This is a genomic window from Erythrobacter sp. S158 (genome assembly GCF_057364915.1).
In genome coordinates this window covers 808,205-835,120 of sequence record NZ_CP200279.1, presented here as the reverse complement: position 1 = coordinate 835,120, position 26,916 = coordinate 808,205, and the positions used below count along the sequence as shown (strand labels likewise).

The following is a 26,916-nucleotide window of genomic DNA, read 5'->3' as shown; positions in this document are numbered from 1 at the left end:
TCTATTCCGCTAGCACTTTATCGGCCAACGCACGGCCTGATATCCATGCTCCCTCGACCCGCGGAGAATGCAGATAGTCGCCAGCAATCCCGATGCTGCGATCACGATCGTATCGCGCCGCTTCACCATCAACTGGCTTTGGCATGGCATAAAGCCAGCGATGAGCGGCGAGGTGGATGGGCGCAACGCATGGTGCGCCGGTCTGATCGAAAAAATCGTCCAGCAGAAGCGGTCCGACCTCCTCCTTTGGAAGATCGACAAGTTCGCGGCTGCGCTTGGGCGAGGCGTGCAGGACCCAGGTCTCACGCCCGGCGCGATCGGGCTTCGCACTGTTTCGCGCTGCCCATGAGATGGATGCGCTTTCATCCCGAATGCTGTCCGCTTCGACATCCAGCTTCTGTGAAAAGGCGGCCATGACCGCCCAGCAGGGCTCGGACTGAACGCTCGCCGCAACCTTTGCAAAGTCCGGCACTGTGACTGCGAGAATGTCAGCCGCCTGTTCGGCAGGGACGGCGACGAGGACATTGTCGGCAGTGAAGTTTTCGCCGCCTGCATCGACATGCCATTCCTTCCCCATGCGTGTGAGCGTCTCCGCTCTCGTGCTCCAGCGAACGTCGAGCGGATGAGCGAGCGCGCGGATTGGGCCGTTCATTCCGGGAACGCCTACGAAGGCCGGGTCGCTCGACCCCGCACCGTCCCAGCGTGCAACCACGCCGAGCCGCTCCCATTTCTTGACGACTTCGACAAAGCGTGGATCGCGAGCGGTGAAGTATTGCGCGCCATGATCGAAGGAAACAACGTCACCAGCAATCTCTGCGCGTCGCGCAGCCATCCGGCCACCGGGCCCCCTGCCCTTGTCAAGGACAGTGACTTTGCGGCCAGCCTCGGACAGCGCCTGTGCGCAGGTCAGGCCAGCCATGCCCGCGCCGATAATCAGAATATCGCAATGCTGTGTGCTCATGCGCCCCTAACGCCCGAAAGCGTCGGCGGTTTCAAGCGTTAAACGACTAAGGCGCGGATCGGGGTGCTCTGGCCTCAGCCAGCAGCAGAGAGAAGCGCCCTTGATCGTCCAGCCAGCGCTTGGTTGGCTCCCACCCTCCAGCAAGAAGCAGCATGTTCGAGGTGCGACGATTGAACTTGTGGCTGTTCTCAGTGTGGATGCTCTCTCCCTCGGCCATGGCGAAGCTCTTGCCATCGACTTCGAAGGCAATGTCACGGGTCGCGACAAGGTGCATTTCGATACGAGCAAAATCGTCGTTCCACCGCGCCTCGTGCTTGAGAGCATCTAGGGGAATTGTCCCGCCAAGCTCGCGATTTATTCGGGTCACGAGGTTCAGATTGAAGGCCGCAGTCACACCGGCTGCATCGTCGTAGGCCGAAACCAGAACGTCCTCGTTCTTGATCTGGTCCATCCCGATAAGCAGCTGTGCGCCCACGCCCAATGTCTCACGCATTGAACGAAGCAGATCGACCGCGGTGCGGGCGACCATGTTGCCTATTGTAGAACCAGGGAAAAAACCAAGCTTGGGGAGGTCGGCAACTGCGTCAGGTAACTCCACCTGCCGCATGAAGTCAGCTTCAACCGGGTAGACGGGAAGGCCCGGAAATTTCTCCGCCAGATCAGCAGCGCTCGCCCGAAGGAAGTCGCCTGAAATATCAAGCGGCACGTAAGCCGACGGCTCAATCGCGGATAAGAGTACCGGTGTCTTGACCGACGAGCCAGATCCAAACTCCACCACTGTAGAGCCGGGCCGGATCAGCTTTGCAAACTCGGCCCCCCGATCTCTCAAAATCTCCGTTTCCGCCCGGGTCGGATAATACTCTGGCAGCTGAGTGATTTTCTCGAACAGCTTCGAGCCCGCTTCGTCATAGAACCAGCGCGCCGGAACAGCTTTCGGTTCCTGCGAGAGCCCTGCGAGCACATCAGCCCTGAAAGCATTGTCGACCCCGGCTTCATCGAGGTCGACGAGCTTGAGCCCTTGGCTTGTGGTCATGGGAACTAGATGTCCTTTGCCAGCCTTAGTCCAGTGAACTGCCAGCGTTGGTGGGGGTAGAAAAAGTTGCGGTAGGATGCGCGCGAATGGCCGCGAACAGTGGCGCAGCTTGCACCTTTCAGGACGCACTGACCGCTCATGAACTTGCCATTGTATTCGCCGACCGCGCCCGATGCGGGTTTGAAGCGCGGATAGGGAAGATAGGCCGATTGAGTGAATTGCCAGCAATCACCGAACAGCTCGCTCCCACCCGACGGCAAAGGTGCTTCAGCCTGATCGAGCTGATTGCCTGCTGCTGCATCGTGCGCCTGTGGCGAACCTTGCTGGTCTTGTCCGCGCGCGATGGCCTCCCATTCGAATTCGGTCGGCAATCTCGCACCAGCCCATGTCGCAAATGCATCGGCCTCGTAATATGAGATGTGCGTAACCGGAGCGTCCGGATCGCGGCCTTGCCACCCGGTGTGCGTGAACTGCTCGGCTCCGCGCCAATATAGCGGTGCGGTGATCCCGTTCTCTCTCACCCATGCGAGGCCATCTGATAGCCACAGCGAGGCATCCTTGTAGCCACCGTCGGAGATAAACTGCGACCACTCGCGATTGGTGACCAGACGGTCTGCAACAGCGAACGGTTCAAGTAGCACTCGGTGACGCGGCCCCTCATTGTCGAAAGCGAAAGCGTCGCCGTCGTGACCGATAAGAGCGACCCCGCCGGGGTGTTCATGCCACCCCAAGTCCTCGCTGGATGGAGATCGCTCACGATCCGTATCACACATTGCTGGGCCGAGTGGGTTCTGAAACAGAGCGTGCTTTATGTCGGTCAGCAGCAATTCGATATGCTGTTGTTCGTGCGCGATACCCAGCGCGATCAAATCAACAAGCTCCTCGCGATCAAATAGAGGCTCCATCGCCGCATCGACCGCAGCGCGCCAGTCGAGAATCTCTTGCACACTGGGACGCGACAGCATCCCCCGAGCCGCACGCGCAATCCGGGCACCTTCGGCTTCGTAATAGGAGTTGAAAAGGAACGGCCATTCTGCGTCGTGCAGCCTGTATCCCCGCACATGCTCTCTCAGAAGAAACGTCTCCCAGAACCACGTCGTGTGCGCCAGATGCCATTTTGCAGGCGAGGCATCAGGCATTGACTGGATGCTCGCGTCAGCGTCGCTGAGCGGCTGCGCGAGCGCTTTCATAAGTGAGCGCGTGCGCGCAAAAGCCTGCGCGATACCGCCAGGCGTATCGATCGATGTCGCTTCCTGATGCCGGCCTTGAGCCAACGTTCCTCTCCCTCTCGGGTCCGTCCGCGCACCTCCATGGCGCATAGCGAAGCCAAAGAAAAGCGTTGAGTGACTGGTTTCGTGACACTTTTAGGCGTCGTATCAGGCTGACACTCTCGGCGATACTTCGACTTTGATAGTCTCAGGATGGTTCACGCAATTCATGGCATCATCAGCGCGAGCAATGAGGGAAAGCGCGCTATCGCCGGGCTGAAGACCGGCGACGCCTATGCTGAAATGCACGCCGTCACACCGATATTCGCTCTCTATCGCCCGGCGCAGGGCATTTGCGTGAACTCTTGCCGCATTCTCTGATATCTCCGGAAGAAGCCAAACGAACTGCTCTTCGCCCAGCCTTCCGACAAGTTCATCGGATCGCGAGCGCCATCGAGAAATGCGGGCGACCTGCGCAGCCACTTCAGACGTTGAGATTAAGCGCGGGGCTTCCTCTGATGCAGGCCGAATTCTGACGTCGAACATCACCATTGTGAGGGAATGCTTTCCCGCTCGTGCGCTTACCACCAGTCGATCCAAAGTGCGCATGATCGCGCCCCGATCACGGCTGTCGGCACAAGTTTCCGGCGTCCTTAGGCCGTTGATCGCTTTTGATGACGAGATTTGCGGATTCGCGCCTGCGACCGGCTTGCTGCTCTTGCCCTCTTTCACCACCGCCACAACGCGCTGCACAGTTCCATCGGCACCACGAAGATTGCAGGCCTGGATTAGCAAAGTGCGTTCAACGCCGTCGAACCCGTAAATGCTCAGCGTCAAATTGTACGGTTCGACCTCGTCGCCCTTAGCTCTAATCTGACCGACCAGATCCGCGCCGTTCGCGAACAACAAAGTCTCTGCATCGCCCGGCGTGAACTCGGCATCCGCGCTGATGCCGAACAGGCGCTTGAGACCGTCAGACCAATGCTGGACACCAACCTCATAGTCATATTCCCACACTCCGATCCCGGCTATGCACTCCGCCATCCTCATCGTGCGAAGCAATTCGCGCATTGTCTCGGATCGGGACCGAGCCTCGCGGGCGATAAAGCGCATCTCGCGTCGGTTCACTATCGTGCTCGATAAAGCGACCAATGCGATGACGGTCAGAATGAGGCACGCGATCAAGAGCGAAGTGGCATCGGTCGATCCCACATACGCTTGGAGCCATTCCAAACCGCGTGCATCGGACGCAGACGCGCCAAAAGTCGGCGCTGTTCCCAGTTGGTGACCGGGCAAGGAAGGTGATACGGCCAGCATCGCAAGCATGGCCTCTAGGCAAAGACTTGCGAAGTTCAGGAAACGCAGCCCCTCGTGCGGCTACGTACCGAATTGCTGTCAGGCTGCGTCTGCTGTGCGCTGCGTATTCGCTTCCTCGTTGAGCATCTCCGCGAGGGTAAATGCGAGCTCAAGCGACTGCTCCGCATTAAGACGCGGGTCGCAGTGGGTGTGGTACCGGTCGCCCAGCGCATCGTCGGTGATTGCGACAGCCCCGCCGACGCATTCGGTCACGTCCTGCCCCGTCATCTCGACATGGATGCCGCCCGGATGCGTGCCCTCGGCGCGGTGAACGGCGAAGAAGCCCTTCACTTCAGATAGGATGCGGTCGAAGGGCCGGGTCTTGTAGCCGCTCTCCGACTTGATCACATTGCCGTGCATAGGGTCGCACGACCACACGACGGGGTGCCGTTCACGCTTCACGGCACGAACGAGCTTGGGCAGGCCGTCTTCCACCTTGTCGTGGCCATAGCGGCTGATGAGCGTGATGCGTCCAGCTTCGCGCGCCGGGTTCAATTCGTCGAGCAGCTTCAGAAGCGCATCAGGTTCAAGGCTTGGTCCGCACTTCATTCCAAGCGGGTTGCCGATACCGCGAGCAAATTCGATGTGCGCGCTGCCTTCAAAGCGCGTGCGGTCGCCGATCCACAGCATGTGCGCGGACGTTGCGTACCAATCGCCGGTGAGCGAATCCTGACGGGTCAGCGCCTGCTCGTAAGGCAGCAGCAAGCCTTCGTGACTGGTGTAAAAGCTGGTGCCCTGAAGTTGCGGGACCGTGGCGGGGTCGACGCCGCAGGCTTCCATGAAGTCGAGCGCTTCGCCGATGCGATCTGCGGTCTCGGAGAACTTTTCAGCCCAGGGAGTGCGTCCCATGAAATCGAGCGTCCACTGGTGCACTTGCCGCAGGTTCGCATAACCGCCGCCCGCAAAGGCGCGCAGCAGGTTGAGGGTTGCAGCGGCCTGCGAGTAGGCGCGAACCATGCGGCCCGGATCATTACGACGCTGCACGGGGTCGAACTCGATCCCGTTGATGTTGTCGCCGAAATAGCTCGGCAGCGTGAGGTCGCCCTTGGTTTCAGTCGACGAGGAGCGGGGCTTGGCGAACTGGCCAGCCATGCGGCCGACTTTCACGACAGGACGCTTGCTCGCGAAGGTCATGACGACCGCCATCTGCAGAATCACGCGGAACGTGTCGCGGATGTTGTTTGGATGGAACTCGGCAAAGCTCTCAGCGCAATCGCCGCCTTGGAGCAGGAAGGCGTGGCCGTTGGCGACATCTGCAAGGTCGGCCTTCAGAGCACGCGCTTCACCGGCAAAGACGAGCGGCGGATAGGCAGCAAGCGTCGCCTCGGCCTCGGCCAGTTCGGCGGCGTCTTCATAATGCGGCAGATGCCGCGCTTCGTGCTCTTTCCAGCTTTCAGGCTTCCAGTTCTGGGCCACGGATATTCTCGATTCTTCTCTAACGTCTGCGGGCGCGCGGACTAGGCGCGCTGGTTCTATATGTAAAGCCGTGAAGCTGTTTGCGACAACTTTGTTTCACGGCATCAGTGATCGGATAGGCCGATCATTGCAATTTCTACCTGCCAAAAGTCTGCACCGCGCGCACTGCCGGAGCCGCGGTGTCGACCGGTCCTTGAACAGGCGCCGGACCTTCGGCCAGCTCCTGACCCTCTGGGATGACGGCCAGCTTGAGCGGCGCGCCATTGGCGAAATAGCGATCGGCGAGGAACTGCATGATCTGAGGCGTCGTCTGAGAGTAATCGCTCAGCAGCGAGCGCAGCAGCTCGACACGGCTGGGATCACGGCTCGCGCCTTCGAGGTTGTAGAGCCAGAACTGGTTGCCGGTCGATGCACGGCGGATGCGCTGGCTGAGCGGTTCGGTCACGCGGTTGATTTCGTCTGCGCTCGGTGGGCTGGCGGCAAGGTCGCTTGCGATCCGGTCGGCCTCAGCAAAAAACACAGGCACGAAGTCCGGCTCAAGCTGAGCGAGCGCCACGATCCGACCGCCGCCCGAAATGTCGGTCGGCCAATCTGAAAAGACCTGCGGAGAATAGCTCGCGCCGGCCTGTTCGCGCAGCGCTTCGAGCATACGATTGTTGAAGACCTGGATCAGGATTTCGAGCTGGCGTGCCTCGCGAATGCTCGCCATCCCGCCGCCGCTTGGCCATGCGACCACGGCTGCGGCCTGGTTATCATCACCGCGGTGTGTGAGCACTCTCGGAGCGTTCGAAGCATCTGGGAACCCGGGGACGCGCGCTGCAACTTCAGGAGCGATGGGTGCACGCTCCGGCAATGCGCCGAAGGTGACACGCAGCTTTTCGATGATCGCATCACGGTCGAACTCGCCGAAGACCAGCACTTCGATCTGCCCTTGTTGAAGCAGCGGCTCCCAAACCTCGCGGAAACCTTCGGGCGTGACCTGCTCGAGCATCTCGGGCGTCGGCGTCGCAAAGCGCGGATCGTTGTCGGTCGAGATGTATTCGAGGTCGCGATTGAGTACTGCACCCGGACTTGTCGAATAGGTGTTGTAGGCAAGCTCCGCAGCCGCCTTGGCGCGGATCACCGGATCGGCATCCCAGCGTGGCATGCCGAGTTTCGCTGCAAACAGATACAGCTGGTCGGCCACATCGTCCGAGCGGGTCTGCGCCGTGAAGGTGAAGACCGCATCGTCGATACCAAAGTCGAAGCCGAGCTTGCGGCCCGTGGCCAGCCTGTCGATCTCGTTCTGGCCGAGCTCTCCAAGGCCCGACCCGACCAGAGCCATCTGACCGATTGGCGCATAAACCGCGCTGTCCTGATCGAACGCGCGGTAGCCAGCACCGAAGCGGACCTTGACGGTCACGCGGCCCGGCTCTGCGTCATTGGACCAAAGAAGCGCGCGCACGCCATTGTCGAAATTGACCTGCTCGACTTCCAGAATGCCAAGCGGACCAATTTCAGTGACCGCTCCCGGTTCACCAATCGGCGGGAGTTCGTCAAAGGAGATGCTCTCGGCGGCAAGCCGCGCACCTGAATCGACCAGCGCCTCGCTTGCGAGCGCCAGCTGGAGCGCACTTTCATCGGCCTCACCGATGGCAGGCGTCACATATACCGAGCGGACGACATTACCGCTGAAGAGGCCGCGCGTGCGCTCCTGAATCTCTTCCGGGTTCATTCGTGCGCGCATTCCGCGAAACACGTCGAGCACGACTTGCGGGCTCGCCACCGTTTCACGGATGTCGACCGCGTTGACGAGATTGTCGGCAAGATCACGCCCAGCCTGAACCGGGGCCTGTTCGACCGAGTTCACGAAAGCAATGTCGAACTCCGCCGCCTCGCGGTCAATCTCTTCCTGTGTCGGCGGGTTCTCGATTGCATCGGCAATTACGCCGCGCACGTCAGCGAGAGCGGCCCGCCAGTCTTCGGTCAGTGGACGGAAGCTCACAAAGGTCGCATCGCTCGAGCGCGAGACGTAATCCTGCTGGACCTGCGCAAAGAGGTATGAGCCCCCTGCCCGCGCCCGAGTCTCCAACCGGCGATTGATGATCGACTGGGCAAGCGCGTCGAGCAAGCGGCCTTCGTTGTAGACGATGGTGTCATCGACTTTGCGCCAAGGACGCATGATCGCATAGGTGAACGTGCGCGCAAGATCGGCCTCGATGGCTGCGCTGACTTCGCCAATCGGAAGGTCTGTACCGGCTGTTACCGGAGCGCCTTCTGGTGGGAGCGGGTCGCCGAAATCGGGTGCATTGCCGGGATTGCCCGTTCCTTCCCAATCTCCGAACCATTTTTCCACGAGGCCAGCGAGCACCAAAGGATCTGCATCACCTGCGACGACGATCACTGTCTTTTCAGGGCGATACCAGCGGTCGTAGAACGCCTGCACCGCATCACCGCGCGCGGCTTCGAGTGTTTCGACGGTGCCGATCGGGTTGCGGGTCGCGAGCCTTTGTCCTGCGAAGAATGTGCGGCGGGTGATGTCGCCCACACGCTCCGCTGCGCCGCCACGCTCGCGCTTTTCGGCAAGCACGATGGGCAGTTCAGCGGCGACGTTAGCGTCGTTCAGGACCGGCTCCCGGATCATGCCGGAAAGAAGCTTGAAGCTCTCATCCAGCTTGGCGCGGTTTATGTCTGGAATGTCGAGTTTGTAAGCCGTGTGCGTCGGGCTCGTTTCCGCGTTAGCATCGGCACCAAAGGTCGCGCCGAGGCGTTGCCACGCGGCGATGGCTTCGGCCTGTCCCAGATACTTGCTCTCACGGAAGAGCAGGTGTTCGAGAAGGTGAGCAAAGCCCTGCTCACTGTCGGTCTCGTGGAGCGAGCCCGCATCGACGCGCACCCGGATCGCGATCTGGCGCGGCGGCACGCCGTTGCGGCGCACGGCGTAACGCAGTCCGTTGTCCATCACGCCCCAATACCATTCCTCGTCGACGGGAACGTTGCTGCCCTCGTAGAGCCAGGGAACCTCACCCTCGGGCTGCAGCGCTTGCGGTGCGGGGATTTCCGGCTCGGCAGGCGCTTCTTGCGCAAATGCCGGAGCGACAAGCGTGGTGGGAACAGCGATCAGGGAAAAGGCGGCGAGCGCCCGGACAAACTTCTTCATGGCTACTCTATAGAGAGGCTGCGGGTGAAGGACCAGTGAATGTGACCAAACTATCGCTTGCTTGTAGCGAAGCGCGCCTAAGCTTATTTAGGGCTTATGTTCATCGAAACCGAAACCACGCCGAACCCCTCGAGCCTCAAGTTCCTCCCCGGGCGCACCGTCATGCCGTCAGGAACGCGCGAGTTTGCCTCCCCCGAAGCCGCCGAAGCAAGCCCGCTTGCCCAGGCGATCTTTGACACGGGCGAGGTCGTCAATGTTTTCTATGGCTGGGACTTCGTGACGGTCACCGCTGCGCCAGGCGTCAATTGGAGCGCACTCAAACCTCAGGTTCACGCGATCCTGCTCGACCATTTCGTGTCGGAAGCTCCGCTGTTCGTCGGCGGCACGGCTGACGGGATCAGCGTCCCCCCGGAAGAGGCAGAGATGGTAGTCGAGGATCGCGAGGAAGACGCCGAGATCATCGCCTCGATCAACGAGCTCCTTGAAACGCGCGTGCGCCCAGCAGTCGCAGGCGATGGCGGCGACATTGCTTATCGCGGTTTTTCGGATGGTGTTGTCTATCTCACGTTGCAGGGCGCCTGCGCTGGCTGCCCATCGAGCACCGCCACGCTCAAGCACGGCATCGAAAGTCTTTTGAAACATTATGTGCCCGAAGTTGTTGAAGTGAGAGCAGCTTAACCTCTCAATTCTCAAGGACACCCATGCCTACCCAATATCACGACAACGTTCTGTCCGCCGACGTTCTTGGCCAACTGTTCAACGATGCGCGCACTTATAATGGTTGGCTCGACAAGCCCGTCTCGGACGCGCAGCTGAAGGCTATCTGGGACCTTATGAAGATGGCGCCGACCTCTGCGAATATGCAGCCGGTTCGGATCATCTGGGTAAAGAGCCAGGAAGAGAAGGACCGCCTCGCCGGTCTCGCTTCGGAAGGCAACCGCGACAAGATCAAGGCCGCGCCTGTTACCGCGATCATCGGCTACGACATCGATTTTCACGAGGAATTGCCCTGGCTGTTCCCGCACACTGATGCAAAGAGCTGGTTTGAAGGCGACGAGGAAGGCCGCAAGGAAGGCGCATTCCGGAATTCCTCGCTGCAGGGTGCGTACCTCATACTCGCAGCACGCGCTGTTGGCCTCGATTGCGGCCCGATGTCGGGCTTCGATGCCGACAAGGTCAACGAGGCTTATTTCGGAGACAATCCGCGTCACCGTGTGAATTTCCTGTGCTCGATTGGCTATGGCAATCCCGAAAGCATTTTCGACCGTTCGCCGCGCCCCGACTTCGAGAAGTGCAACTCGATCGTCTGATATTGGCGTGAACGACTTGCAGCGTGGCTCGCCCTGAGGCAGGGCGAAGCCGCATGCAGGATCTCTCGCGCACCCTTGCCATTGAAACCGCCAGTGAGGCGTGTTCGATCGCTCTCTTTGCGGGCGATGAATTGATAGCGCGCGACCACCGAGTGCTTGGTCGCGGCCATGCGGAACGCCTTATCCCCATGATTGAAGCGGTGCCCGATCGTGGCCGCGCGTCACGTATTCTTGTTTCGCTTGGTCCGGGCAGCTTCACTGGTGTCCGGATCGGGATTGCCGCAGCACGGGCGCTCGGTTTTGCCTGGGGCGCTGACGTACAGGGTTATCCGACGCTGGCATTGGTGGCAGCGCGTGCCATGCAGGATGAGCCGAGGCCCGTCACCGTATGCATGAATGGCGGCCATGGCGAATGGTTCATCGCCGACTTTAGCAGGGACTCAAAAGCTAAAGTCCGTTCGCTGACCCCAGAGCAGGCGGCCGAACGCGGGGCGCATCGGAAAATTGCGGGCAATCGTGCACAAGATTTCGCCGCCCTTCTTGAAGGCGATCACGAGGCTGTCGAGCTGCTTCCGGATGCTGGCAACGTGAAACTCTTGCCGGACAATTGGCTCACGAGCGATCTGACACCGATCTATGGCCGCGCGCCCGACGCCAAGCCTCAAAGGCAGGCCGCAACGTGACGCGCTGCCCCCTAACGATCGATCGCATAATGACGGTCATGGAGGCTGCGTTCGACCCGGCTTACGGAGAAGCGTGGAACCGCCGTCAGGTAAACGACGCTCTCGCCATGCCATCGACCCACGCGCTCGTGCTCAACGCGAACGGTGAGCCAATTGAAGGCAGCTCGCACAACGGCCGAGATTCTATTCCGGCAGGATTTGTGCTCACGCGTTTCGCGGCTGATGAAGAAGAGTTGCTTCTGATTGCTGTGGCGCCTGAAATGAGAGGGCGCGGCCTCGGCGAAAAACTGATGCAGCACTTTTTCGACATGGCGAAGTCTCGCGGCGTCAACCGAATTTTCCTTGAGATGCGGCGCGGCAACCCTGCCGTCCACCTGTACCGCAAGGTCGGGTTCGAACCCATCGGCCAGCGTCCCAACTATTACCGTCTTTCAAATGGTGAACGCATTGATGCGATTACTTTTGGTCGTTCGCTGTAAAGTATTGTCATTGACCAAATAAACATCCAGTTCCGCTCATAAAAGGGACACTTCGTCACAGCGTGACTTGCAAAGGCTGTCCTCGTGCGCCATGCGCCTGTTATCGGAAAAATCCGAAAACAAGAAAAACGAGGAACTCATGCAAGACCTGGACATGGAGATGAAAGAGACGCTCATCACTCTGACCAGCGACATCGTCGCTGCTCACCTGAGTAACAACAACGTCGAAGTCGATGCCGTCCCCGGACTGATCACCAACGTTTACGGTGCTTTGTCCGGCCTTGGCGACGAAAGCGAACCGGAAGAAGAACGGCCGGAGCCTGCCGTATCCATTCGCGCTTCGGTCAAGCCAGATTACATCGTCTGCCTTGAAGACGGCAAGAAGCTGAAGATGCTCAAGCGTTATCTTCGCACCAATTTCGATATGACGCCCGAAGAATATCGGGCGCGCTGGGGACTTCCATCAGACTATCCGATGGTGGCACCCAACTACGCCGAAAAGCGCCGTGATCTGGCAAAGAAGATCGGCCTTGGCCGCAAGCCGGGTGCCGGCCGCGGGCGCAAGAAGACCAAGTAAATCCGGAGTTCGGAGCGGCCTTACGGGTCGCGGTCGCGATGGACCTGGACGCACACATCATGTCCCCCGTTTGAGAGATCAAGCGGGGGACTTCGCTTTTCTGCCAGCTTGAGCAATCCGCCCTCGCCCGGTAAAGCATGCAGTGACCATTAGTCGGCCCCGCCCGACGCCGTGCCAAGGAACACCCGCTTGAGCCAGAAAATCGATCTTGAACAATTGTGCGCGGAGAAGGGTCTGCGCATTACAGAACAGCGCCGAGTGATAGCGAAAGTCCTCTCGGACAGCGACGATCATCCCGACGTGGAATTGCTGCATCAACGCGCCTCCGCAATCGACAGCAAGATCTCGATCGCGACCGTTTACCGCACGGTTCGTCTGTTTGAAGAAGCCGGTATTCTTGATCGCCATGACTTCGGCGATGGCCGCTCGCGCTACGAGCCCGTTCCCGAAGCGCATCACGATCACCTGATCGACGTCGAGACCGGCGCGGTTGTCGAATTTGTCGACCCCGAAGTTGAAGCGCTCCAGCGCCAGATTGCAGAGAAGCTTGGCTATCGCCTCGTCGACCACCGGATGGAGCTGTACGGCGTCCGGCTTTCGCGCGAAGACTGACTTCGCGAACATGACAGACGAAGCGGCCATCACCGGCACCGATGCCCCGACCGAGGACAAGGCCTGGGCCTTGAGGGTCGCGGCTGCGCGCGGCGAGACGACCCCGATTTCGATCATGGGATGGGTGCGCATCATTACCCGCTCGCTCATGCTGCTCGCGCTCATCATCGTGATGGTGCCGTTGCATTTTCTGTTTCGGCTCGTCGCCTACGGTTCGCCGTTCCCCATGTGGTTTCTGCGCTTCGCCGCGCGCATTTCGGGCGCCAAGGTCAGGGTCGAAGGTACGCACCTCAAGCGCGACGTGTTCTACATCGCCAACCACGTCTCGTGGATCGATATCCTCAGTCTGTCGGGCGCGTGTGGCACGGCGTTCGTCGCCAAGGCAGAGCTTGCAAAAGCACCTCTCGTGGGCTGGCTCGCCGACATGAACCGCACCGTCTATGTGAAGCGTGAGCACCGCATGGGCGTCGCGCAGCAGATCAATGCCCTCAAGGAAGCGCTCGCCGACAACTGGTCTGTCACCGTCTTTCCGGAAGGAACGACAACCGACGGGCAATCTCTCCTGCCCTTCAAGACCAGCATGCTCTCAGTCCTCGAACCGCCCCCGCCCGGCGTCCTGGTGCAGCCAGTCCTGCTCGATTACGGCCCCGTCGCGGAATGGATCGGATGGATCGGTGAAGAAGGCGGGCTCAACAATGCCAAGCGGGTGCTTGCGCGTAAAGGTACGTTCGATCTGCGCATCGTGTTCCTCGAACCCTTCAGCCCGGCAGACTATGTTGGGCGCAAGGCCATCAGCGTGGAAGCGCGGCGCCGGATCGAGGAAGCTCTGCTGGAGGCGCTGGGAAAGCCGCTGCGTGATTTCGCGCATGACGTGCCGCCTGTGCGCTATTCGGCGGTCAAGGACGATCCGGTCCCCGATGAGACCGCCGCGTAGTCGGACCTAAAGGCCTGCGCGCACCAACCAATCGTGGAACAGGCGAACGGGACGTGTCTCAAGCGCGGTGGGCTTGCACACGAACCAGTAGCTGTACGGGCTCTGCACGTCCGGACCGTTGAGGTTGGTCAGGCGGCTGTCCGCTGCGCGCCGGAGGTGGTCGTCATGCATGATCGCGATGCCCAGACCCTGCGCTGCTGCCTCAAGCATCAGCGCGCCTAAATCGTAGTGATCGATCGCGGCGGGCTCGACCTCTTCAAGATCGTTGGCCTTCCTCCAGGCAACGAAGCTCTCAGGCAATTCGTTGTGGATGAGGAAGGTCTGCTTTTCCATGTTCGACTGAGTGACGTTGTCGCCCATCGCAGCGGCGAGCTCGTTCGAGCAGATCGCGTGGACGAGGTTGTGATCCAGCCGCACCGCGTGAAGGCCGCTCGCAGGCCCTCGTGAGAGGATGATCGCTGCGTCGAGCGTATCGCCCACCCGGTCCTCGAGATGCGGGGCGGTATCGATGTCGATATGCAGCAGCGGATGCCGCTTGCGCAATTCGCCGAGCCGCGGGAACAGACGCTGGCTTCCGAACATCGGCAGCACACCGAGCCGCAGACGCAGAACGGAGATATTGTCCGACTGGCTTTCAACCGCGCGGGTGAGCGATTCGAGGTGCGGGTTCACCGCCTCGTAGAACGCCTGACCTTCATCGGTCAGTTGCATCGACTGGCGCGCCCTTGTGAAGAGCTTCTTGCCGACAAACTCCTCGAGGTTCGTGATCCGGCGCGACAGGGCTGACGGGCTCAGGCCAATCTCTTCCGCTGCCGCGCGCGCCGATCCCAGACGCACCGTGCGCATGAAGGCTTCGAGAGCTCGCAAGGGGGGCAGGCGGCGTGATGGCATATCGAGTGGCTCCTGTTTTCAGGTAGATACGTTTCAATGCCGTATTGGATGCAGAAAATCGAAGCCTGAGTGCGAAAATCGCCCTGTGCGTGCGATTATTGCACCTCTTGCAAGTCGCCTTCGGGTTGAGGTGCATGGAGGCGCAGGCGTTTGACGTGGGTTTCATCGCCCGCCGTCACCTCGATCTTCCAGCCGCTCGAATGGTCGAGCATCGTTCCCACCGGTGGGACCTGTTCAGCCAGCACAAAGGCAAGACCGCCCAGCGTGTCGACCGCCTCAGACACCTCTGCAAGGCGCGGGTCGACCAGTTCGGCAACGTCCTCAAGCTCGGCGCGGGCGTCGCAATCCCACATGCCTTCGCCGATCGGCACGATCAGAGCCTCGGGCGTCTCGTCGTGTTCGTCCTCGATCTCGCCGACGATTTCCTCAACGAGGTCTTCGATCGTGATGAGGCCGTCCGTGCCGCTGAACTCGTCGAGCACAATCGCAAGGTGCACGCGGCGCGCGCGCATGTCGGCGAGCACATCCAGAGCGCCGCGAGCCTGCGGCACATAGAGCGGCTGACGCATCAGCACCGTCCAGTCGCGTGGGCCCGTTTTGCCCTTGGCGAGGTAGGTGAAGACGTCCTTGATGTGAATCATCCCGATCACGTCGTCGAGCGTCTCGCGATAGACCGGCATGCGCGAATGGCCGTGCTGCGAGAATTGCGCAACCAGATCATCCCAGCTGATCGACGCATCGACCGCGACGATCTCTCCGCGCGGAACCGCTACGTCATCCGCGTCGTGTTCTGAGAAGTGCAGCAGGTTGCGCAGCATCTGCCGCTCGACCGGCGACAGATCGCCGTTGCCGCTGCCATTCTCGTCGTGCGTTTCGTCGTCGTTTTCGCCTTCGTGCTCGTCGATCTTCTCTTCGAGTTGCGCGCGAAGCGAGCGGTCGCCGTCGCCGCCGCCGACCATCTTCTTGAGGAGGGGCCAAAGCCCGCTGCTACTCTCCGCGTCTCCCGCGGTAGGACTACTGGAATCGGGCATGGCCCTTTGCTGATTACTCCTGGTGTCAGTCAGTGTCGTTATATGGGTCTGCAATCCCCATATTTGCAAGTGCCGAGCGCTCCAGATTCTCCATCACCTGCGCTTCTTCGTCGCAATGCACGTGGTCATGGCCTGCAAGGTGGAGCAATCCGTGGACGATCAGGTGCGCTGCGTGATGATCAAGCGGTATGCCCTTCTCCGCTGCCTCGCGTGCGCAAGTCTCGTAAGCGAGCGCGATATCGCCCAGCATTGCCGGTGGTCCCTCTGCGCCCAATTCAAGCAGCTCTGCGCGCTCCATCATCGGGAAGCTGAGCACATTCGTAGGCTTGTCGCGATCACGCCATTCGCGGTTGAGCGTGTGCACCTCACCATCGCTGGTGAACAGGATGCTGACCGAGAGGCGATCGCTGGCAAGCGCTGGTTCGGCACCTGCGGCGGCGTCTGCAGCGCGCTGTGCGAGCGCCTCCCACTCGCCGCCATTGTCTATGGGTGGCCAGTCTTCGAGGTCGATTTCAAGCTCCACACGAAACCTCGTAATTCCAGTGACTTATCCGAGAAGTGGACCGCATGTTACACGGTCCAGGCACAAAAACGGTGCGCTGTACGTGCTCGACCTTAAGTCCGCATGCGAGGGTAAGAAAATGCGAAATCATTCCCCGCGCCCTAGCGCGAAAATGGCTGCGTAGGAAAGCGGTCCGTTTCGCTGCGCGCCTTGGCGAAGGGTTTAACGCCGAGCCCCAAACAAGAACGGGCCGCGATTCCCCCGATCGCGGCCCGAAACGTGTTCGAAACGTGTTCGAAACGTAATGCATGAGTGTTATCAGGGAACGCTCTGATTGACCGTCGCAACGTTGCTGGTCCCGGTCTGCATAACGCCCGAATAGTCCATCATGCCGCCCTGCGTTACAACAGCGCTGTTCAAGGTGCCGTCCTGCGTGATGACAGATTCGTTGAACGTACCGCCTTGGATCAGCTGCGCAAAGTTGTCGTCACCCGTCTGCGTGATGGTCGAAATGCCGTCCGAGGCGTTCTGATCGACATCCGCAATGTTCCGGTTGCTGCCGGCATTTTGCGTGATGGTCGAACGGTTGCGCTCGCCGATCTGGTCAACGAATGCGAGGTCATCATTGCCCGACTGGGTCGTTGTCGAGGTGTTGTTGTTGCCGTTCTGATTGATAAGCGACAGCGGACGTCCAAAGGCAGCGATGAGACCTCCGCCATCCTGTGTCACAATCGCGGTGTTGGTATTGCCTAATTGTGTGATGTTCGCATCGGAAATGCCAGCGTAAACGCCCGACTGATCCACCGTGATGACATTGTCGTCACCGGTCGTGACCGAGCGGCCAGCCGTGTTAGTTCCGGATTGCATGTAAGTCGCACGGTTGCGGTCGCCGTTCTGAATGGCCCGAGCCGCGTTGCTGAGGCCGGTCTGCGTGATGGTCCCCGTGTTACCGACGCCGTCTTGGTCTATTTCACCAAGTTGAGAATGATCTGCCGGGAACAGGCCGGGATTGGCCGAGCTGCCAAATCTGACGCCCCCCAGATCGCCGCTTTGATCGATCGTACCGCTGTTGTCAGCGCCTTCCTGACGTACCAGCGCGCCTGCGAATGTAGGGATGGTGCCGAACTGAAGCGTCGTTGGCACATCCTGCGTGATCATCGCAGTCTGGTTATCGCCGCCCTGTTCAACGAAAGCGCGGCTGCCCTCACCCGACTGGGTCACGGTCGAGCGACTGTTGGTCGCATTGGCGAACTGGTCGACATCGGCAAAGTTGTTGAGATTTGACTGAGTGACGGTCGAAGTGTTGACCGTGCCCAGCTGCGTAACAAGCGCCTCGTTGCCTTCCCCCGACTGAGTAAGGTTCGACAGGTGCTCATCACCATCCTGAATGATCGTCGCGGTCTGTAGCGTACCGCTCTGCGAGGCAAAGCTTTCATTCGTCGGCGAATTTGCTGGCGGCGCCAAGTTCTCTCCGGTCTGCGTGACTTCGATGGTCGAGTCCGTCGCAGACTGGATCACGCCCGATACGTTGCGCGCGTGCCCACCACCTTGCACGACATCAGCCGAAGAGCCATCGCCCGACTGGTTGACGAACGAGCTGTTGAAGACACCTGTTTGCGAAACCTCGACAATCGCGCGGTTGGCGATGCTGTCGCTTGATGACTGGACAACGTTCGAGCGGTTGATCTGGCCATTCTGCGAAACAATGATTTCTGCATCGAGGCCAGACTGCGTCACGAGCGAGACGTTGTTGTCATACGCTGTGCCCGAATTTGCATTCGTGGCTGTCCCATCCCATGAGCGTGGTCCAAACGGGTTTGGAGCGCCGCTTTGCGTGACGAAGACCGTCGATGAGCCAGTTTGATCCACTTCGGAATGGTTGTCGTCACTGGTCTGAGTGATGTCGGCCGAACCGCCTGTCTGGACGCCTTGGGAAATGCGCGAGAAGTTGCTGTTGGCGAACTGGCGCACATCGGCGTTCTGGTTTTCGCCATTCTGGGTGATCTGCGAAACGTTGTCGTTTCCGACCTGGAAGACGCCGATGAGCGCATCGGCGGTTCCGAGCGGAGCGGAGTCAGGATCGTCGGGATCGCCGACCTGTCCATTTATACCCGTCTGCACAACGCTGGAGGTGTTGCCGTCCCCCTCCTGACGAACGCCGGCGGTATGGAAGCGGCCGGTTTGCAGAATGGTCGAGGTGCTCGATCCATCCTGAAAGACCTCGGCTTTCATCGCGGCGTCCTGCTGGGTGATGCTGGAATCGGCAGCGCCGCTGATCTGGAATACCTCTGCGCGCTGGCTGCCCGAGGTGTTACCGCTCTGCGAGATCGTGCTCACTGCATCGGTGGTGAATTCGCCTTGATCGACAAAGGCAACGCCGCGCGTGCCCGTTTGCGTGACGAAAGAACCGGTTGCAGAGCCCTCGCCGAGGCCCGCGCCGCGCTGAATGATTGTAGCGGTGTTGCTGTCGCCGCCTGCGAGGTTGGATTGAGTGACAACCGATTGCATACCATCGCTGGTACCGGTCTGGTTGACATCAGCGATATTGTCGCCGGTCTGGACCACGCGGGAGAAGCCGCCCGCTCCTTCCTGAAGAATGATCGCTTCACTGGCGATGCCATCGACGCTTACCGCGGTGCCGTCTTGCTCGACCTCGGAGACATTGGTTGCACCGGTCTGCGTGACATCAGCGTCGTCATCGCTGCCGGTCTGCGTGATGGTGCTGGAATTGTTCTGCGCGAACGCAGCCGTCGACAAAGTGAGCGCCATGCACGAGGCGCCAGCCCACAACAATTTCTTCATTGGATATTTCCCCCCGGGTGGCCAAACGGCCAGACAAACAAGCGCGGCCCAAAGCGCCTTGTCCACCAGCAGGTCTACGCCCGCTTGGTCGCCGACACACCACATTGCACGATGGTGAGTCGGTGTTAACTAACGGCGTTCTAGCCGTGTTTCTTCGAGAGAGTCAAAGTTTAAGCCCGGATGGGCCTTCCTGATGCGCGGTGACAACCATAGCGGAAGACGCCGGGAAACTCGTCAAAGCGGGACCGTCGTATCGAACTTCACCCGCGAATAGACGACATGGCTGGTGCATCGCTTGACCGCCGGATCTTCGATGATGTTGGCCTGTATCCAGCTCTCGAAACTGGCCATGTCTGGCATGTGTACATGCAGGATGAGGTCGGCGTCGCCAGTCACGCTGTAGCACTGCGAAATTTGCGGAGAGGCGCGGTAGAGGCGCTTGAGGCGATCATATTCAGGCCCACGTTCATCGACCAGGCTGACCATGACAATGATGTCGATGCCGAGCTGTCCCGGATTGACCAGCGCCACCTCGCGTTCGATCACCCCGGCCTCGCGCAGGCGCTTTAGCCTTCTGCGGTAGCTAGAGACCGAAAGACCTGCCGCATCGGCGATGGTTTGAGGAGAGCGGCGAATATCGCGTTGTATCTCTCTCAAGATACGTCGATCCGCCGCGTCGAGGACAGCTTGAGCTAATTCGGTCATCGAAAGGTTATATATGATCGAATGCAATCATCCTACGCCCTTTTTCGATCACATTAACGTTTAAGCGCCTGATAGAACTCAGTGCCGGGATCAGAAGACACAAGCCAAGGATTATGATCCCATGAACTTCCTCACCTCTCTGTTGTCCGGTCTCCTCATATCGCTTGGCCTTGCCGAGCCTGCCGCGCATGCCCCCGCGTCCCCGGCCGCTTCGTCAGGTGCTAGCCTCTTTGCACCTGAGGACCTGCAACAAAGTGGGCGCATAACGCTTTCACCCGCCTTCGCGCCTGATGGAAATACGATCTACTTCGCGCAGGCTGATTGCGAACGGATCTGGAACTGTCCTCAATTGCTGATGCGATCAACGCGCACGCCTTTCGGTTGGAGCCGCCCGCAAGAAGTCACCCTCCCCCAACGCGCCCGCGTCGATTGGCCCAGCGTCTCTCCCGATGGCCGCACGCTTTACTTCTCATGGGCCCCAGAGCGTGAACGGCATGAGGGCGAGGATGTCTATGAAGACTTTGACCTTTTCCGCCTCGACCTGACCGACACCGACGCTGTCCCCCAGGCGATCGACGATCCTGATATCAACCGAATTCGCGGCGGGGGAATTCGCAAGACGCGCTTCGTCAACAACGAAACCGCTCCGGTTCTTACTCTCGATGGCGACCTTTATTTCTGGTCGGAACGCCTCGACGGGGCGGGCCTGCGCGATATCTATGTCGCCAGAAGCAATGGGTCAGGCGGTTTCGAGCGTCCCGAGATCCTGCCAGCGCCGATTAACAATGATGGCGAGAATGATGGTTCGTGGGTTTCTGCAGATGGCCGCCTCATGCTGCTCACCACCACCGCACGCGGCAGCAGCGATCCTGCAAACCTGCATGTCTCGACACTTGAAAACGGGACATGGAGCACACCGCGTCCGCTTGGTAGAAGCGTAAACACGCGGTTCTCCGAATTCGCCGGGCGGATCACGCCTGATGGCAAAACCCTCGTCTTCACCTCGGACCGCCCCGTCAACGGCGGCGAAGCGGGTCTGCTGCAAGTCTGGCAAATCGCGGTCTCCGAAGTACCGGAATTGCTCGAAGCGATTGAAAAGGTGAGCGAATAGAGACACAGATCGCTTCGCATGATGACCTCAACAATCCATTGGACAAGCAGCGCGGCAGGCAAATTTGCCGCGCTGCTTTTCTTCTGGGCACTGGTTCTGGCCGGTCCCGTGATTTTCCTGCACGAAGCAGGGCACTTCCTTGCAGGCCTCGCCTATGGGGAGGATGTCCGCATGACCGCATCGAGCGTGATCTCGAACACGCCCGCTACCGACTATCCGCCGCTGCAGCGCGTGGTGCAAACCGGCATGGGGCCAATTGTGAGCGTCGTGCTCACCTTGATCGGTATCGCCTTGATCGGGCGATTTCGCGCCTTTGGATTGGCGCTCGCCATCACGGCGCCCGCGCGCTTCATCTTCTCGGTCGGGTTTCTGGGCGTCCTCGCCTACCGCGCCCTGTCCGGACTACCGCCACCCTCGCCATCCTTCGACGAGCATACCGTTATGACCGCCATTGCTCTGCCACTTTGGCCCCTGCTGGTTGGCGAACTGATTTTCCTGATCTGGGTCTGGCGCACAGTGCACCGGGCGATGCCGGATAAGCGGCGATGGCTGGCGTGGGGCGCATTGATAGCAGGCACGGTTGCGGGGATTTTCGCCTGGCTTGGCCTGGTTGGACCGGCCTTGCTCGGCTAGGCATCAGGCCCTTCATACGCCTCGACTATGCGGCCCACGATTGGGTGGCGCACGACGTCGGCGGCTGTGAAGCGGATTGTGCCAAAGCCGTCGACCCCTTCAAGCTTGTCGACCGCATCGGCCAGCCCGCTCATCCGGTCGCCGCCGGGAATGTCGACCTGGCGCGGATCGCCGCAGATCACCATCCGGCTATTCTGGCCAAAGCGGGTGAGGAACATCTTCATCTGCTCACGCGTGGTGTTTTGCGCCTCGTCGAGGATCACGAAAGCATCGGCGAGCGTGCGCCCGCGCATGAAGGCAATCGGTGCAATCTCGATCTCGCCGGATGCGATCCGCCGCTCGACCTGTTCGGGCGGCATGCAATCGTAAAGCGCATCGTAAAGCGGGCGCAGATAGGGATCGACCTTGTCCTTCATGTCGCCGGGCAGAAAGCCGAGCTTTTCCCCTGCCTCCACCGCCGGACGAGAGAGGATCAGGCGCTGGACGCTTCCCGACATGAGCTGGGCCACCGCCTGCGCCACCGCGAGATAGGTCTTACCCGTCCCTGCAGGCCCAAGCGCGAAGATGATGTCGTCGCGCACGAGGCTACGCATATATGTGATCTGCGTTGCCGAGCGCGGTACGATGGTCTTGCGCCGCGTGCGGATCATGATCGGCGGCTCTTCCTTGTCGCCGGAGATGATCCCTTCAAGCGTCGGCTCGTTCGACATGGCAATGAGCGATTCAATCGCGCCGCTGTCGAGGTCCTGCCCCAGCGCCAGCCTGTCATACATGGTGGTGAGCGTATCGCGGGCCCGCCCAACCGCGTCTTCGGGCCCCTCGATCAAGATCTGGTCGCCGCGAGCGTGGATATAGACGCCAAGCCGGTTTTCGACCTGCACCAGGTTTGCATCGAACTCGCCAAACAGCGGGCCAAGCAGCGACTGGTTCTCGAAGGACAGTTCAGCCCGCGCTTGCCCGTGGCCGATTGGCGCATCTGCGCGTGTTTTGGGATTGATGGCTTCGGGGATAACCGAAGGATCGATTGCGCTGGTCGGTCTGCGGCCCATGGGTAGCTACGCTCATCTCCTGTGCGAGTGTTTCCGAGTCGGAAAGGTAAGCGCGTTGCGAGGCAAAGCAAGCACAGCCCGCATCCAAGGTTGGGGAAAGTCACGCTGCCGACATGGCGTCACACAGGTGCAATGAGCTGCGTGATCAGGCGCTCAGGAGGCCCTCGATCGAGTTTGGTCCGGCTTCAACGAGGGTTGCCTCGACCAGATCGCCTATCTGCGCATCGCCTTCGAACCAGACGCTGGTGAGCCATGGCGACTTGCCGAGCCATTGCCCCGGGTGCTTGCCCTTACGCTCGACGAGGACCGTGCAGGTCTTGCCGACAAGCCCCTCGTTGAAGGCAAGCTGGTCGCGGTTGAGGCGAGCTTGCAAGCGCTGGAGGCGGTCGTCCATGATCTCTTTTGCGATCTGGTTATCCATCGTCGCAGCAGGGGTGCCGGGGCGCGGCGAGTATTTGAAGCTGAACGCCTGCGAATACCGCACTTCGTCGACCAGCTTGAGCGTGTCTTCAAACTCCGCCTCGGTCTCGCCGGGAAAGCCGACGATGAAGTCGCCTGAGAGCGCGATATCCGGGCGCACTGTGCGAAAGCGTTCGAGGAGCTTGAGATAGCTTTCGGCGGTGTGCGAACGGTTCATCGCCTTAAGCACGCGGTCATTGCCCGACTGCACCGGCAAGTGGAGATACGGCATCAGCTTGTCGCAAGTGCCGTGCGCCTCGATCAGTGCGTCGTCCATATCGTTGGGATGGCTGGTCGTGTAACGAATGCGCTCAAGCCCATCGAGTTCGGCAAGCGCGTGGATCAGCTGGCCGAGACCGACACTGCGACCCTTCTCGTCCTCACCGGACCATGCGTTGACGTTCTGGCCCAGTAGCGTGATTTCGCGCGCGCCTGCTTCAATCAGCTTGCGAGCTTCGTCGATCAAATCACTGTAGGGGCGCGATATTTCAGCGCCGCGCGTATAAGGTACAACGCAATAGGTGCAGAACTTGTCGCACCCTTCCTGCACAGTCAGGAAAGCGGTGGGCGAACGACGCTTGCGCTTGGGCAGGCTATCGAACTTCGCAATCGCGGGCATGTCAGTGTCGGTCGCGCGCTCACCCGCAACCGCCTTGTCCAGCATGTCGGGAAGGCGGTGATAGGCCTGCGGACCGACGACCATGCTCACCGCCGGAGCGCGCGCCATGATCTCCTCGCCTTCGGCCTGCGCAACGCAGCCTGCGACCGCGATCATCGGCGCCTTCTCCTGCGTCTTGCCTTTGGTCAGACGGCCAATGTCGGAGTAAATCTTCTCCGCCGCCTTCTCGCGGATATGACAGGTGTTCAGCACCACCAGGTCAGCGTCCTCACCCTCGGGCGCAGGCGTGATGCCTTTTTCGGCCAACAGCTCGCCCATACGCTCGCCATCATAGACGTTCATCTGACAGCCGAAGGACTTGACCCGGTAGGTCTTGGGAGGAGTTTGCGGTTTCATGATTGGCGGCGCTTTACCCGCAACTTCGCGCCACTTCAATTGTCAGCTTCATCCTTCGGTTTGCGACCGGAATGAACGCAGGGTTCGACCTCTTGCCAGCCCGTACCCGGATGGTCGTCGTTATCGCGCTGGCATTCAACCATCGGCTTTCGGATGCCTTGTGCGCGCACGATCTTGAGCGCGTCGCTGTTGGAGTATGCTGCGATCCAAACAAGACAATCGGACAGCAGGCGAATGCTGTGTTTTGTGAACTGACCGTTCCGCGGTCCGCAGTTGAGCGTGTACACGTCAGCGGCCGGCGCATCGTCGAAACGAGCGAACCTGCGCAGGACTTCACCTCGCTCGTTGAATACCGTGCGCTGCACGTCGTTGGTCATCGCCTCGCCGCGATAGAATGGCGAGGTGTTGAACATGTAAGCTTTCACTTCCGGATAGCGGATCGAGACCTCGGTCGCGAGCGCCCCTCCCAGCGAGTGGCCCGCAACGATCCATGGCAAGTCGTCGTCAAAGCGCGCCATCTCCGCCTCGAAAGTGCTGACAGCAATGTCGATCTGATCGCGGCGCAATGTGCCGTAGAAGATATCGGTGAAGCCGTCGAAATCGGTCCCGCGAAAAGCCAGAATGCGCGCAACAGGCTTTCTGGCAGGATCGCCTTCAGAACCGGTCTCGAACTGTTCGAAGATCTGGTAACCGAAGCCGCGTTCACGGTCCTCTTCGGCAATCGGCAAACGCTCCAGCCGCTCAAGTGTGGGGAGCGGATAGGCGTATATGTCGTCATCACCGACATAGGCCTGTGTCGAGGCAACCGCGAAAGGATAAGCCTGCACGGCGGCGGCACGCATAAAGCCGCACCAGCCACCAGGCTCAGTCCGGCATGGTGACCGCGATTGCGAAATGTCGGGAAAGGTGGCGCAGGCCGAAACTGCCAACAGGCAAATCGCAAGTGCGACCCGGCGCAGCGTCACCTTTTTACTCCCATCAGTTTAGGCGACAGTCGCCTTCACGATCTTGCCCGGCTGTGCGGGCGGCTCGCCCTTGGGCAGAGCATCGATGTGTTCCATGCCCTCTTCGACCTGGCCCCAGACGGTGTACTGGCCGTCGAGGAATTCGGCATCGTCGAAGCAGATGAAGAACTGCGAGTTGGCGCTGTCGGGGACCTGCGTACGGGCCATCGAGCAGGTGCCGCGCGTGTGCGGCTCGCTGTTGAACTCGGCCTTGAGGTCAGGCTTGTCGCTGCCGCCCATGCCGGTGCCGGTCGGATCGCCGCCCTGAGCCATGAAGCCCGGGATCACGCGGTGGAAGACGACTCCGTCATAAAAGCCTTCGCCGGCGAGCGTGGTGATGCGCTCGACGTGGCCGGGTGCGAGGTCCGGGCGCAGCTTGATGACAACGTCTTTTGCTTCGCCGTCGCCGGTGTCGAGCGTGAAAGTGAGCTTTTCGGCCATTTGTCAGAATCTCCTGATTGATTTGCCCGTGCGCCTAACGGTTTTGGTTCGCCATGTCACCCGTGCGGGTAAGCGGTTGCTTTTCGAGGGGCCGCATCTAAACCCGCTCCCATGGTCGATCCCGCAGCCCTTGATGATGAAGTGCTGACCGCCGAGGCGGAAGAGGAAGAAGTGCGTCCTGACGACCGCATCGACGATGAGCGGCACGACGAGGAAAACCGGCTGAAACCGGAATATGTGCGCGAGGTCGAGGAAGCGCTCGAGGCGGGCGATACGGGCGCGGTCTATGACCTTGTCGAGCCGCTCCACCCTGCTGACATCGCCGACTTGCTCGAACTGTTCGACCGCGACGATCGCGCGATTCTCGCCGCTTCGATCACTGACCTGATGAGCGCGGAAGTGATCGCGGAACTGAACGATCACGTCCGCGAACTGATGATGGAGGCGCTCGAGCCTCAGGACGTCGCCGCGATTACCGAACAGCTGGAGACCGACGATGCGGTCCAGCTGCTCGAAGACCTCGACGAGGACGACCAGAAGGCGATTATCGCCGAGCTGGAGCCTGAGACGCAGGCTGCGGTCAATTCCGCGCTGGCCTATCCCGAGGAGACCGCCGGACGTCTGATGAACCGCACCGTGATGGCGGTTCCCGAGCACCTGACCGTGGGCGATCTTATCGATTACCTTCGCGAGGAAGGCGACCTCACGCACGATTTCTTCGAGGTTTTCGTGGTCGATGCCGCCTTCCATCCGGTCGGCACCTGCGCGCTCAACTGGATTTTGACGACCCCGCGCAACATCAAGCTTACCGACGTGATGAAGCGCGACCAGACCCTGATCCCGGTCGATACCGATCAGGAAGAAGTCGCGCTGATGTTCCAGAAATATGCGCTGATTTCTGCTGCGGTGGTGGACGAGAGCGGGCGGCTGGTCGGTCAGATGACGGTCGACGACATTGTTCACATTATCTCCGAGGAGGCGGGCGAGGATGCGCTGCTTCTCTCAGGTGCGGGCGATGGCGACATCAACGAGCCGATCCGTGAGGCCTATTCCAGCCGCGTGCGCTGGCTGGTCGCGAACCTTGGGACGGCTGTGGTGGCTTCCGCGATCATCGCGTTCTTTGGCGCCGCGATCGAGCAACTCGTGGCGCTAGCCGTCTTGATGCCAATCGTGGCTAGCATTGGCGGCAATGCGGGCACGCAGACCATGGCAGTCGCGGTTCGCGCAATTGCGACCAATCAGCTGACGCGAGCGAACACGTGGAAGATCGTGTGGCGCGAATTGCGCGTGGCGATCCTCAATGGCTTCACGGTTGCAGTGCTGATCGGGATCGCCGCTGGCATCTTGTTCGGCTGGCAGATGGGCGTGGTCATCGCCCTTGCTATGGTCATCAACATTGCGGTCTCGGGCCTTGCAGGTGTGCTGGTCCCCGTTGCGTTCGAGCGCATGGGCCAGGACCCTGCGGTCGCCTCCAGCGTGTTCGTCACGATGATCACCGATTCGATGGGCTTCTTCGCCTTCCTCGGCCTTGCGGTCGCGGCTGGCCTTGCACCGCTCTAGCGCGC

General features: G+C 60.4%; 25 protein-coding genes. 10 read left to right on the top strand and 15 right to left on the bottom strand.

From position 1 onward, the window contains the following. Position 1: 1 nt before the first annotated feature. From AC0V6T_RS04125 to AC0V6T_RS04100, 6 genes are all read right to left on the bottom strand, one after another. A complete protein-coding gene (locus AC0V6T_RS04125) occupies positions 2–961 on the bottom strand; it encodes an NAD(P)/FAD-dependent oxidoreductase (protein ID WP_486124576.1) in 960 nt (319 codons plus the stop codon). Positions 962–1,007: 46 nt separating this feature from the next. Continuing rightward, positions 1,008–1,994 (bottom strand): L-histidine N(alpha)-methyltransferase, encoded by a 987-nt coding sequence (gene egtD / locus AC0V6T_RS04120; protein WP_486124574.1) that lies wholly within the window; start codon positions 1,992–1,994, stop codon positions 1,008–1,010. A 5-nt stretch (positions 1,995–1,999) separates the two neighbouring features. Continuing rightward, entirely contained in the window at positions 2,000–3,268 is a 1,269-nt protein-coding gene (egtB, locus tag AC0V6T_RS04115) for an ergothioneine biosynthesis protein EgtB (protein ID WP_486124572.1), read from the bottom strand. Positions 3,269–3,370: 102 nt separating this feature from the next. Next, positions 3,371–4,414: a GGDEF domain-containing protein gene (locus tag AC0V6T_RS04110; protein ID WP_486124570.1), complete on the bottom strand. Its 1,044-nt coding sequence runs from the start codon at positions 4,412–4,414 to the stop codon at positions 3,371–3,373. 183 nt (positions 4,415–4,597) lie between these two features. Continuing rightward, positions 4,598–5,974 (bottom strand): class II 3-deoxy-7-phosphoheptulonate synthase, encoded by a 1,377-nt coding sequence (locus AC0V6T_RS04105; RefSeq protein ID WP_486124568.1) that lies wholly within the window; start codon positions 5,972–5,974, stop codon positions 4,598–4,600. A 136-nt stretch (positions 5,975–6,110) separates the two neighbouring features. Beyond that, on the bottom strand, positions 6,111–9,113 hold the full coding sequence (locus AC0V6T_RS04100) for a M16 family metallopeptidase (RefSeq protein WP_486124566.1): 3,003 nt from the start codon (positions 9,111–9,113) through the stop codon (positions 6,111–6,113). 96 nt (positions 9,114–9,209) lie between these two features. On the opposite strand from AC0V6T_RS04100, the gene AC0V6T_RS04095 reads away from it, so the two are divergent. The 7 genes from AC0V6T_RS04095 to AC0V6T_RS04065 all read left to right on the top strand — a co-directional run bounded on the left by AC0V6T_RS04095 (position 9,210) and on the right by AC0V6T_RS04065 (position 13,708). After that, positions 9,210–9,791 (top strand): NifU family protein, encoded by a 582-nt coding sequence (locus AC0V6T_RS04095; RefSeq protein WP_486124564.1) that lies wholly within the window; start codon positions 9,210–9,212, stop codon positions 9,789–9,791. A gap of 23 nt (positions 9,792–9,814) precedes the next feature. Further along, entirely contained in the window at positions 9,815–10,423 is a 609-nt protein-coding gene (locus AC0V6T_RS04090; protein WP_486124562.1) for a malonic semialdehyde reductase, read from the top strand. A 53-nt stretch (positions 10,424–10,476) separates the two neighbouring features. Further along, complete coding sequence (gene tsaB, locus AC0V6T_RS04085) at positions 10,477–11,106, top strand: tRNA (adenosine(37)-N6)-threonylcarbamoyltransferase complex dimerization subunit type 1 TsaB (RefSeq protein WP_486124560.1); 630 nt, start codon at positions 10,477–10,479, stop codon at positions 11,104–11,106. Between the two features lie 29 nt (positions 11,107–11,135). Further along, positions 11,136–11,585 carry a GNAT family N-acetyltransferase gene (locus AC0V6T_RS04080; RefSeq protein WP_007164681.1) on the top strand — a complete coding sequence of 150 codons (450 nt, stop codon included), beginning with the start codon at positions 11,136–11,138 and terminating at the stop codon, positions 11,583–11,585. 139 nt (positions 11,586–11,724) lie between these two features. Beyond that, positions 11,725–12,162, top strand: coding sequence for a Ros/MucR family transcriptional regulator (locus AC0V6T_RS04075; RefSeq protein WP_040464829.1), 438 nt, complete (start codon positions 11,725–11,727; stop codon positions 12,160–12,162). A 189-nt stretch (positions 12,163–12,351) separates the two neighbouring features. After that, entirely contained in the window at positions 12,352–12,774 is a 423-nt protein-coding gene (locus tag AC0V6T_RS04070; protein WP_007164683.1) for a Fur family transcriptional regulator, read from the top strand. A gap of 10 nt (positions 12,775–12,784) precedes the next feature. Then, entirely contained in the window at positions 12,785–13,708 is a 924-nt protein-coding gene (locus AC0V6T_RS04065; protein ID WP_486124557.1) for a lysophospholipid acyltransferase family protein, read from the top strand. Positions 13,709–13,714: 6 nt separating this feature from the next. Here AC0V6T_RS04065 and AC0V6T_RS04060 read toward each other — a convergent pair whose 3' ends face one another. The 5 genes from AC0V6T_RS04060 to AC0V6T_RS04040 all read right to left on the bottom strand — a co-directional run bounded on the left by AC0V6T_RS04060 (position 13,715) and on the right by AC0V6T_RS04040 (position 19,639). Then, positions 13,715–14,599, bottom strand: a complete 885-nt coding sequence (locus tag AC0V6T_RS04060) for a LysR substrate-binding domain-containing protein (protein WP_486124555.1) — start codon at positions 14,597–14,599, stop codon at positions 13,715–13,717. Between the two features lie 95 nt (positions 14,600–14,694). Beyond that, positions 14,695–15,630 carry a hemolysin family protein gene (locus AC0V6T_RS04055; protein WP_040464346.1) on the bottom strand — a complete coding sequence of 312 codons (936 nt, stop codon included), beginning with the start codon at positions 15,628–15,630 and terminating at the stop codon, positions 14,695–14,697. Positions 15,631–15,655: 25 nt separating this feature from the next. Beyond that, positions 15,656–16,153: an rRNA maturation RNase YbeY gene (gene ybeY, locus AC0V6T_RS04050; protein ID WP_486124553.1), complete on the bottom strand. Its 498-nt coding sequence runs from the start codon at positions 16,151–16,153 to the stop codon at positions 15,656–15,658. Between the two features lie 297 nt (positions 16,154–16,450). Further along, a complete protein-coding gene (locus AC0V6T_RS04045; RefSeq protein WP_486124551.1) occupies positions 16,451–18,934 on the bottom strand; it encodes a beta strand repeat-containing protein in 2,484 nt (827 codons plus the stop codon). Between the two features lie 234 nt (positions 18,935–19,168). Further along, entirely contained in the window at positions 19,169–19,639 is a 471-nt protein-coding gene (locus tag AC0V6T_RS04040) for an Lrp/AsnC family transcriptional regulator (RefSeq protein WP_486124549.1), read from the bottom strand. Positions 19,640–19,760: 121 nt separating this feature from the next. On the opposite strand from AC0V6T_RS04040, the gene AC0V6T_RS04035 reads away from it, so the two are divergent. After that, a complete protein-coding gene (locus AC0V6T_RS04035) occupies positions 19,761–20,750 on the top strand; it encodes a TolB family protein (RefSeq protein ID WP_486124547.1) in 990 nt (329 codons plus the stop codon). Between the two features lie 18 nt (positions 20,751–20,768). Beyond that, a complete protein-coding gene (locus AC0V6T_RS04030; protein WP_486124545.1) occupies positions 20,769–21,383 on the top strand; it encodes a hypothetical protein in 615 nt (204 codons plus the stop codon). On the opposite strand, the gene AC0V6T_RS04025 is transcribed toward AC0V6T_RS04030, so the two are convergent. From AC0V6T_RS04025 to AC0V6T_RS04010, 4 genes are all read right to left on the bottom strand, one after another. Continuing rightward, entirely contained in the window at positions 21,380–22,432 is a 1,053-nt protein-coding gene (locus AC0V6T_RS04025) for a PhoH family protein (RefSeq protein ID WP_486124543.1), read from the bottom strand. The genes AC0V6T_RS04030 and AC0V6T_RS04025 overlap by 4 nt on opposite strands. Positions 22,433–22,577: 145 nt before the next feature. Beyond that, positions 22,578–23,906, bottom strand: coding sequence for a tRNA (N6-isopentenyl adenosine(37)-C2)-methylthiotransferase MiaB (miaB, locus tag AC0V6T_RS04020; protein WP_486124541.1), 1,329 nt, complete (start codon positions 23,904–23,906; stop codon positions 22,578–22,580). Between the two features lie 35 nt (positions 23,907–23,941). After that, a complete protein-coding gene (locus AC0V6T_RS04015; protein WP_486124539.1) occupies positions 23,942–24,871 on the bottom strand; it encodes a hypothetical protein in 930 nt (309 codons plus the stop codon). Positions 24,872–24,889: 18 nt separating this feature from the next. Then, complete coding sequence (locus tag AC0V6T_RS04010; protein WP_007164697.1) at positions 24,890–25,351, bottom strand: peptidylprolyl isomerase; 462 nt, start codon at positions 25,349–25,351, stop codon at positions 24,890–24,892. Positions 25,352–25,462: 111 nt separating this feature from the next. Between AC0V6T_RS04010 and mgtE the strand changes: the two genes are divergently transcribed. Beyond that, positions 25,463–26,911 (top strand): magnesium transporter, encoded by a 1,449-nt coding sequence (gene mgtE, locus AC0V6T_RS04005; protein WP_486124537.1) that lies wholly within the window; start codon positions 25,463–25,465, stop codon positions 26,909–26,911. The last annotated feature ends 5 nt before the right edge of the window (positions 26,912–26,916 follow it).

Excerpts from the sequence above, each read along its gene's own strand:
- AC0V6T_RS04125 (WP_486124576.1), bottom strand. The coding sequence starts at position 961 with ATGAGCACACAGCATTGCGATATTCTGATTATCGGCGCGGGCATGGCT.
- egtD (WP_486124574.1), bottom strand. The coding sequence starts at position 1,994 with ATGACCACAAGCCAAGGGCTCAAGCTCGTCGACCTCGATGAAGCCGGG.
- AC0V6T_RS04100 (WP_486124566.1), bottom strand. The coding sequence starts at position 9,113 with ATGAAGAAGTTTGTCCGGGCGCTCGCCGCCTTTTCCCTGATCGCTGTT.
- AC0V6T_RS04095 (WP_486124564.1), top strand. The coding sequence starts at position 9,210 with ATGTTCATCGAAACCGAAACCACGCCGAACCCCTCGAGCCTCAAGTTC.
- AC0V6T_RS04090 (WP_486124562.1), top strand. The coding sequence starts at position 9,815 with ATGCCTACCCAATATCACGACAACGTTCTGTCCGCCGACGTTCTTGGC.
- tsaB (WP_486124560.1), top strand. The coding sequence starts at position 10,477 with ATGCAGGATCTCTCGCGCACCCTTGCCATTGAAACCGCCAGTGAGGCG.
- AC0V6T_RS04080 (WP_007164681.1), top strand. The coding sequence starts at position 11,136 with ATGACGGTCATGGAGGCTGCGTTCGACCCGGCTTACGGAGAAGCGTGG.
- AC0V6T_RS04075 (WP_040464829.1), top strand. The coding sequence starts at position 11,725 with ATGCAAGACCTGGACATGGAGATGAAAGAGACGCTCATCACTCTGACC.
- AC0V6T_RS04065 (WP_486124557.1), top strand. The coding sequence starts at position 12,785 with ATGACAGACGAAGCGGCCATCACCGGCACCGATGCCCCGACCGAGGAC.
- AC0V6T_RS04060 (WP_486124555.1), bottom strand. The coding sequence starts at position 14,599 with ATGCCATCACGCCGCCTGCCCCCCTTGCGAGCTCTCGAAGCCTTCATG.
- AC0V6T_RS04055 (WP_040464346.1), bottom strand. The coding sequence starts at position 15,630 with ATGCCCGATTCCAGTAGTCCTACCGCGGGAGACGCGGAGAGTAGCAGC.
- AC0V6T_RS04045 (WP_486124551.1), bottom strand. The coding sequence starts at position 18,934 with ATGAAGAAATTGTTGTGGGCTGGCGCCTCGTGCATGGCGCTCACTTTG.
- AC0V6T_RS04040 (WP_486124549.1), bottom strand. The coding sequence starts at position 19,639 with ATGACCGAATTAGCTCAAGCTGTCCTCGACGCGGCGGATCGACGTATC.
- AC0V6T_RS04035 (WP_486124547.1), top strand. The coding sequence starts at position 19,761 with ATGAACTTCCTCACCTCTCTGTTGTCCGGTCTCCTCATATCGCTTGGC.
- AC0V6T_RS04030 (WP_486124545.1), top strand. The coding sequence starts at position 20,769 with ATGATGACCTCAACAATCCATTGGACAAGCAGCGCGGCAGGCAAATTT.
- AC0V6T_RS04025 (WP_486124543.1), bottom strand. The coding sequence starts at position 22,432 with ATGGGCCGCAGACCGACCAGCGCAATCGATCCTTCGGTTATCCCCGAA.
- miaB (WP_486124541.1), bottom strand. The coding sequence starts at position 23,906 with ATGAAACCGCAAACTCCTCCCAAGACCTACCGGGTCAAGTCCTTCGGC.
- AC0V6T_RS04010 (WP_007164697.1), bottom strand. The coding sequence starts at position 25,351 with ATGGCCGAAAAGCTCACTTTCACGCTCGACACCGGCGACGGCGAAGCA.
- mgtE (WP_486124537.1), top strand. The coding sequence starts at position 25,463 with ATGGTCGATCCCGCAGCCCTTGATGATGAAGTGCTGACCGCCGAGGCG.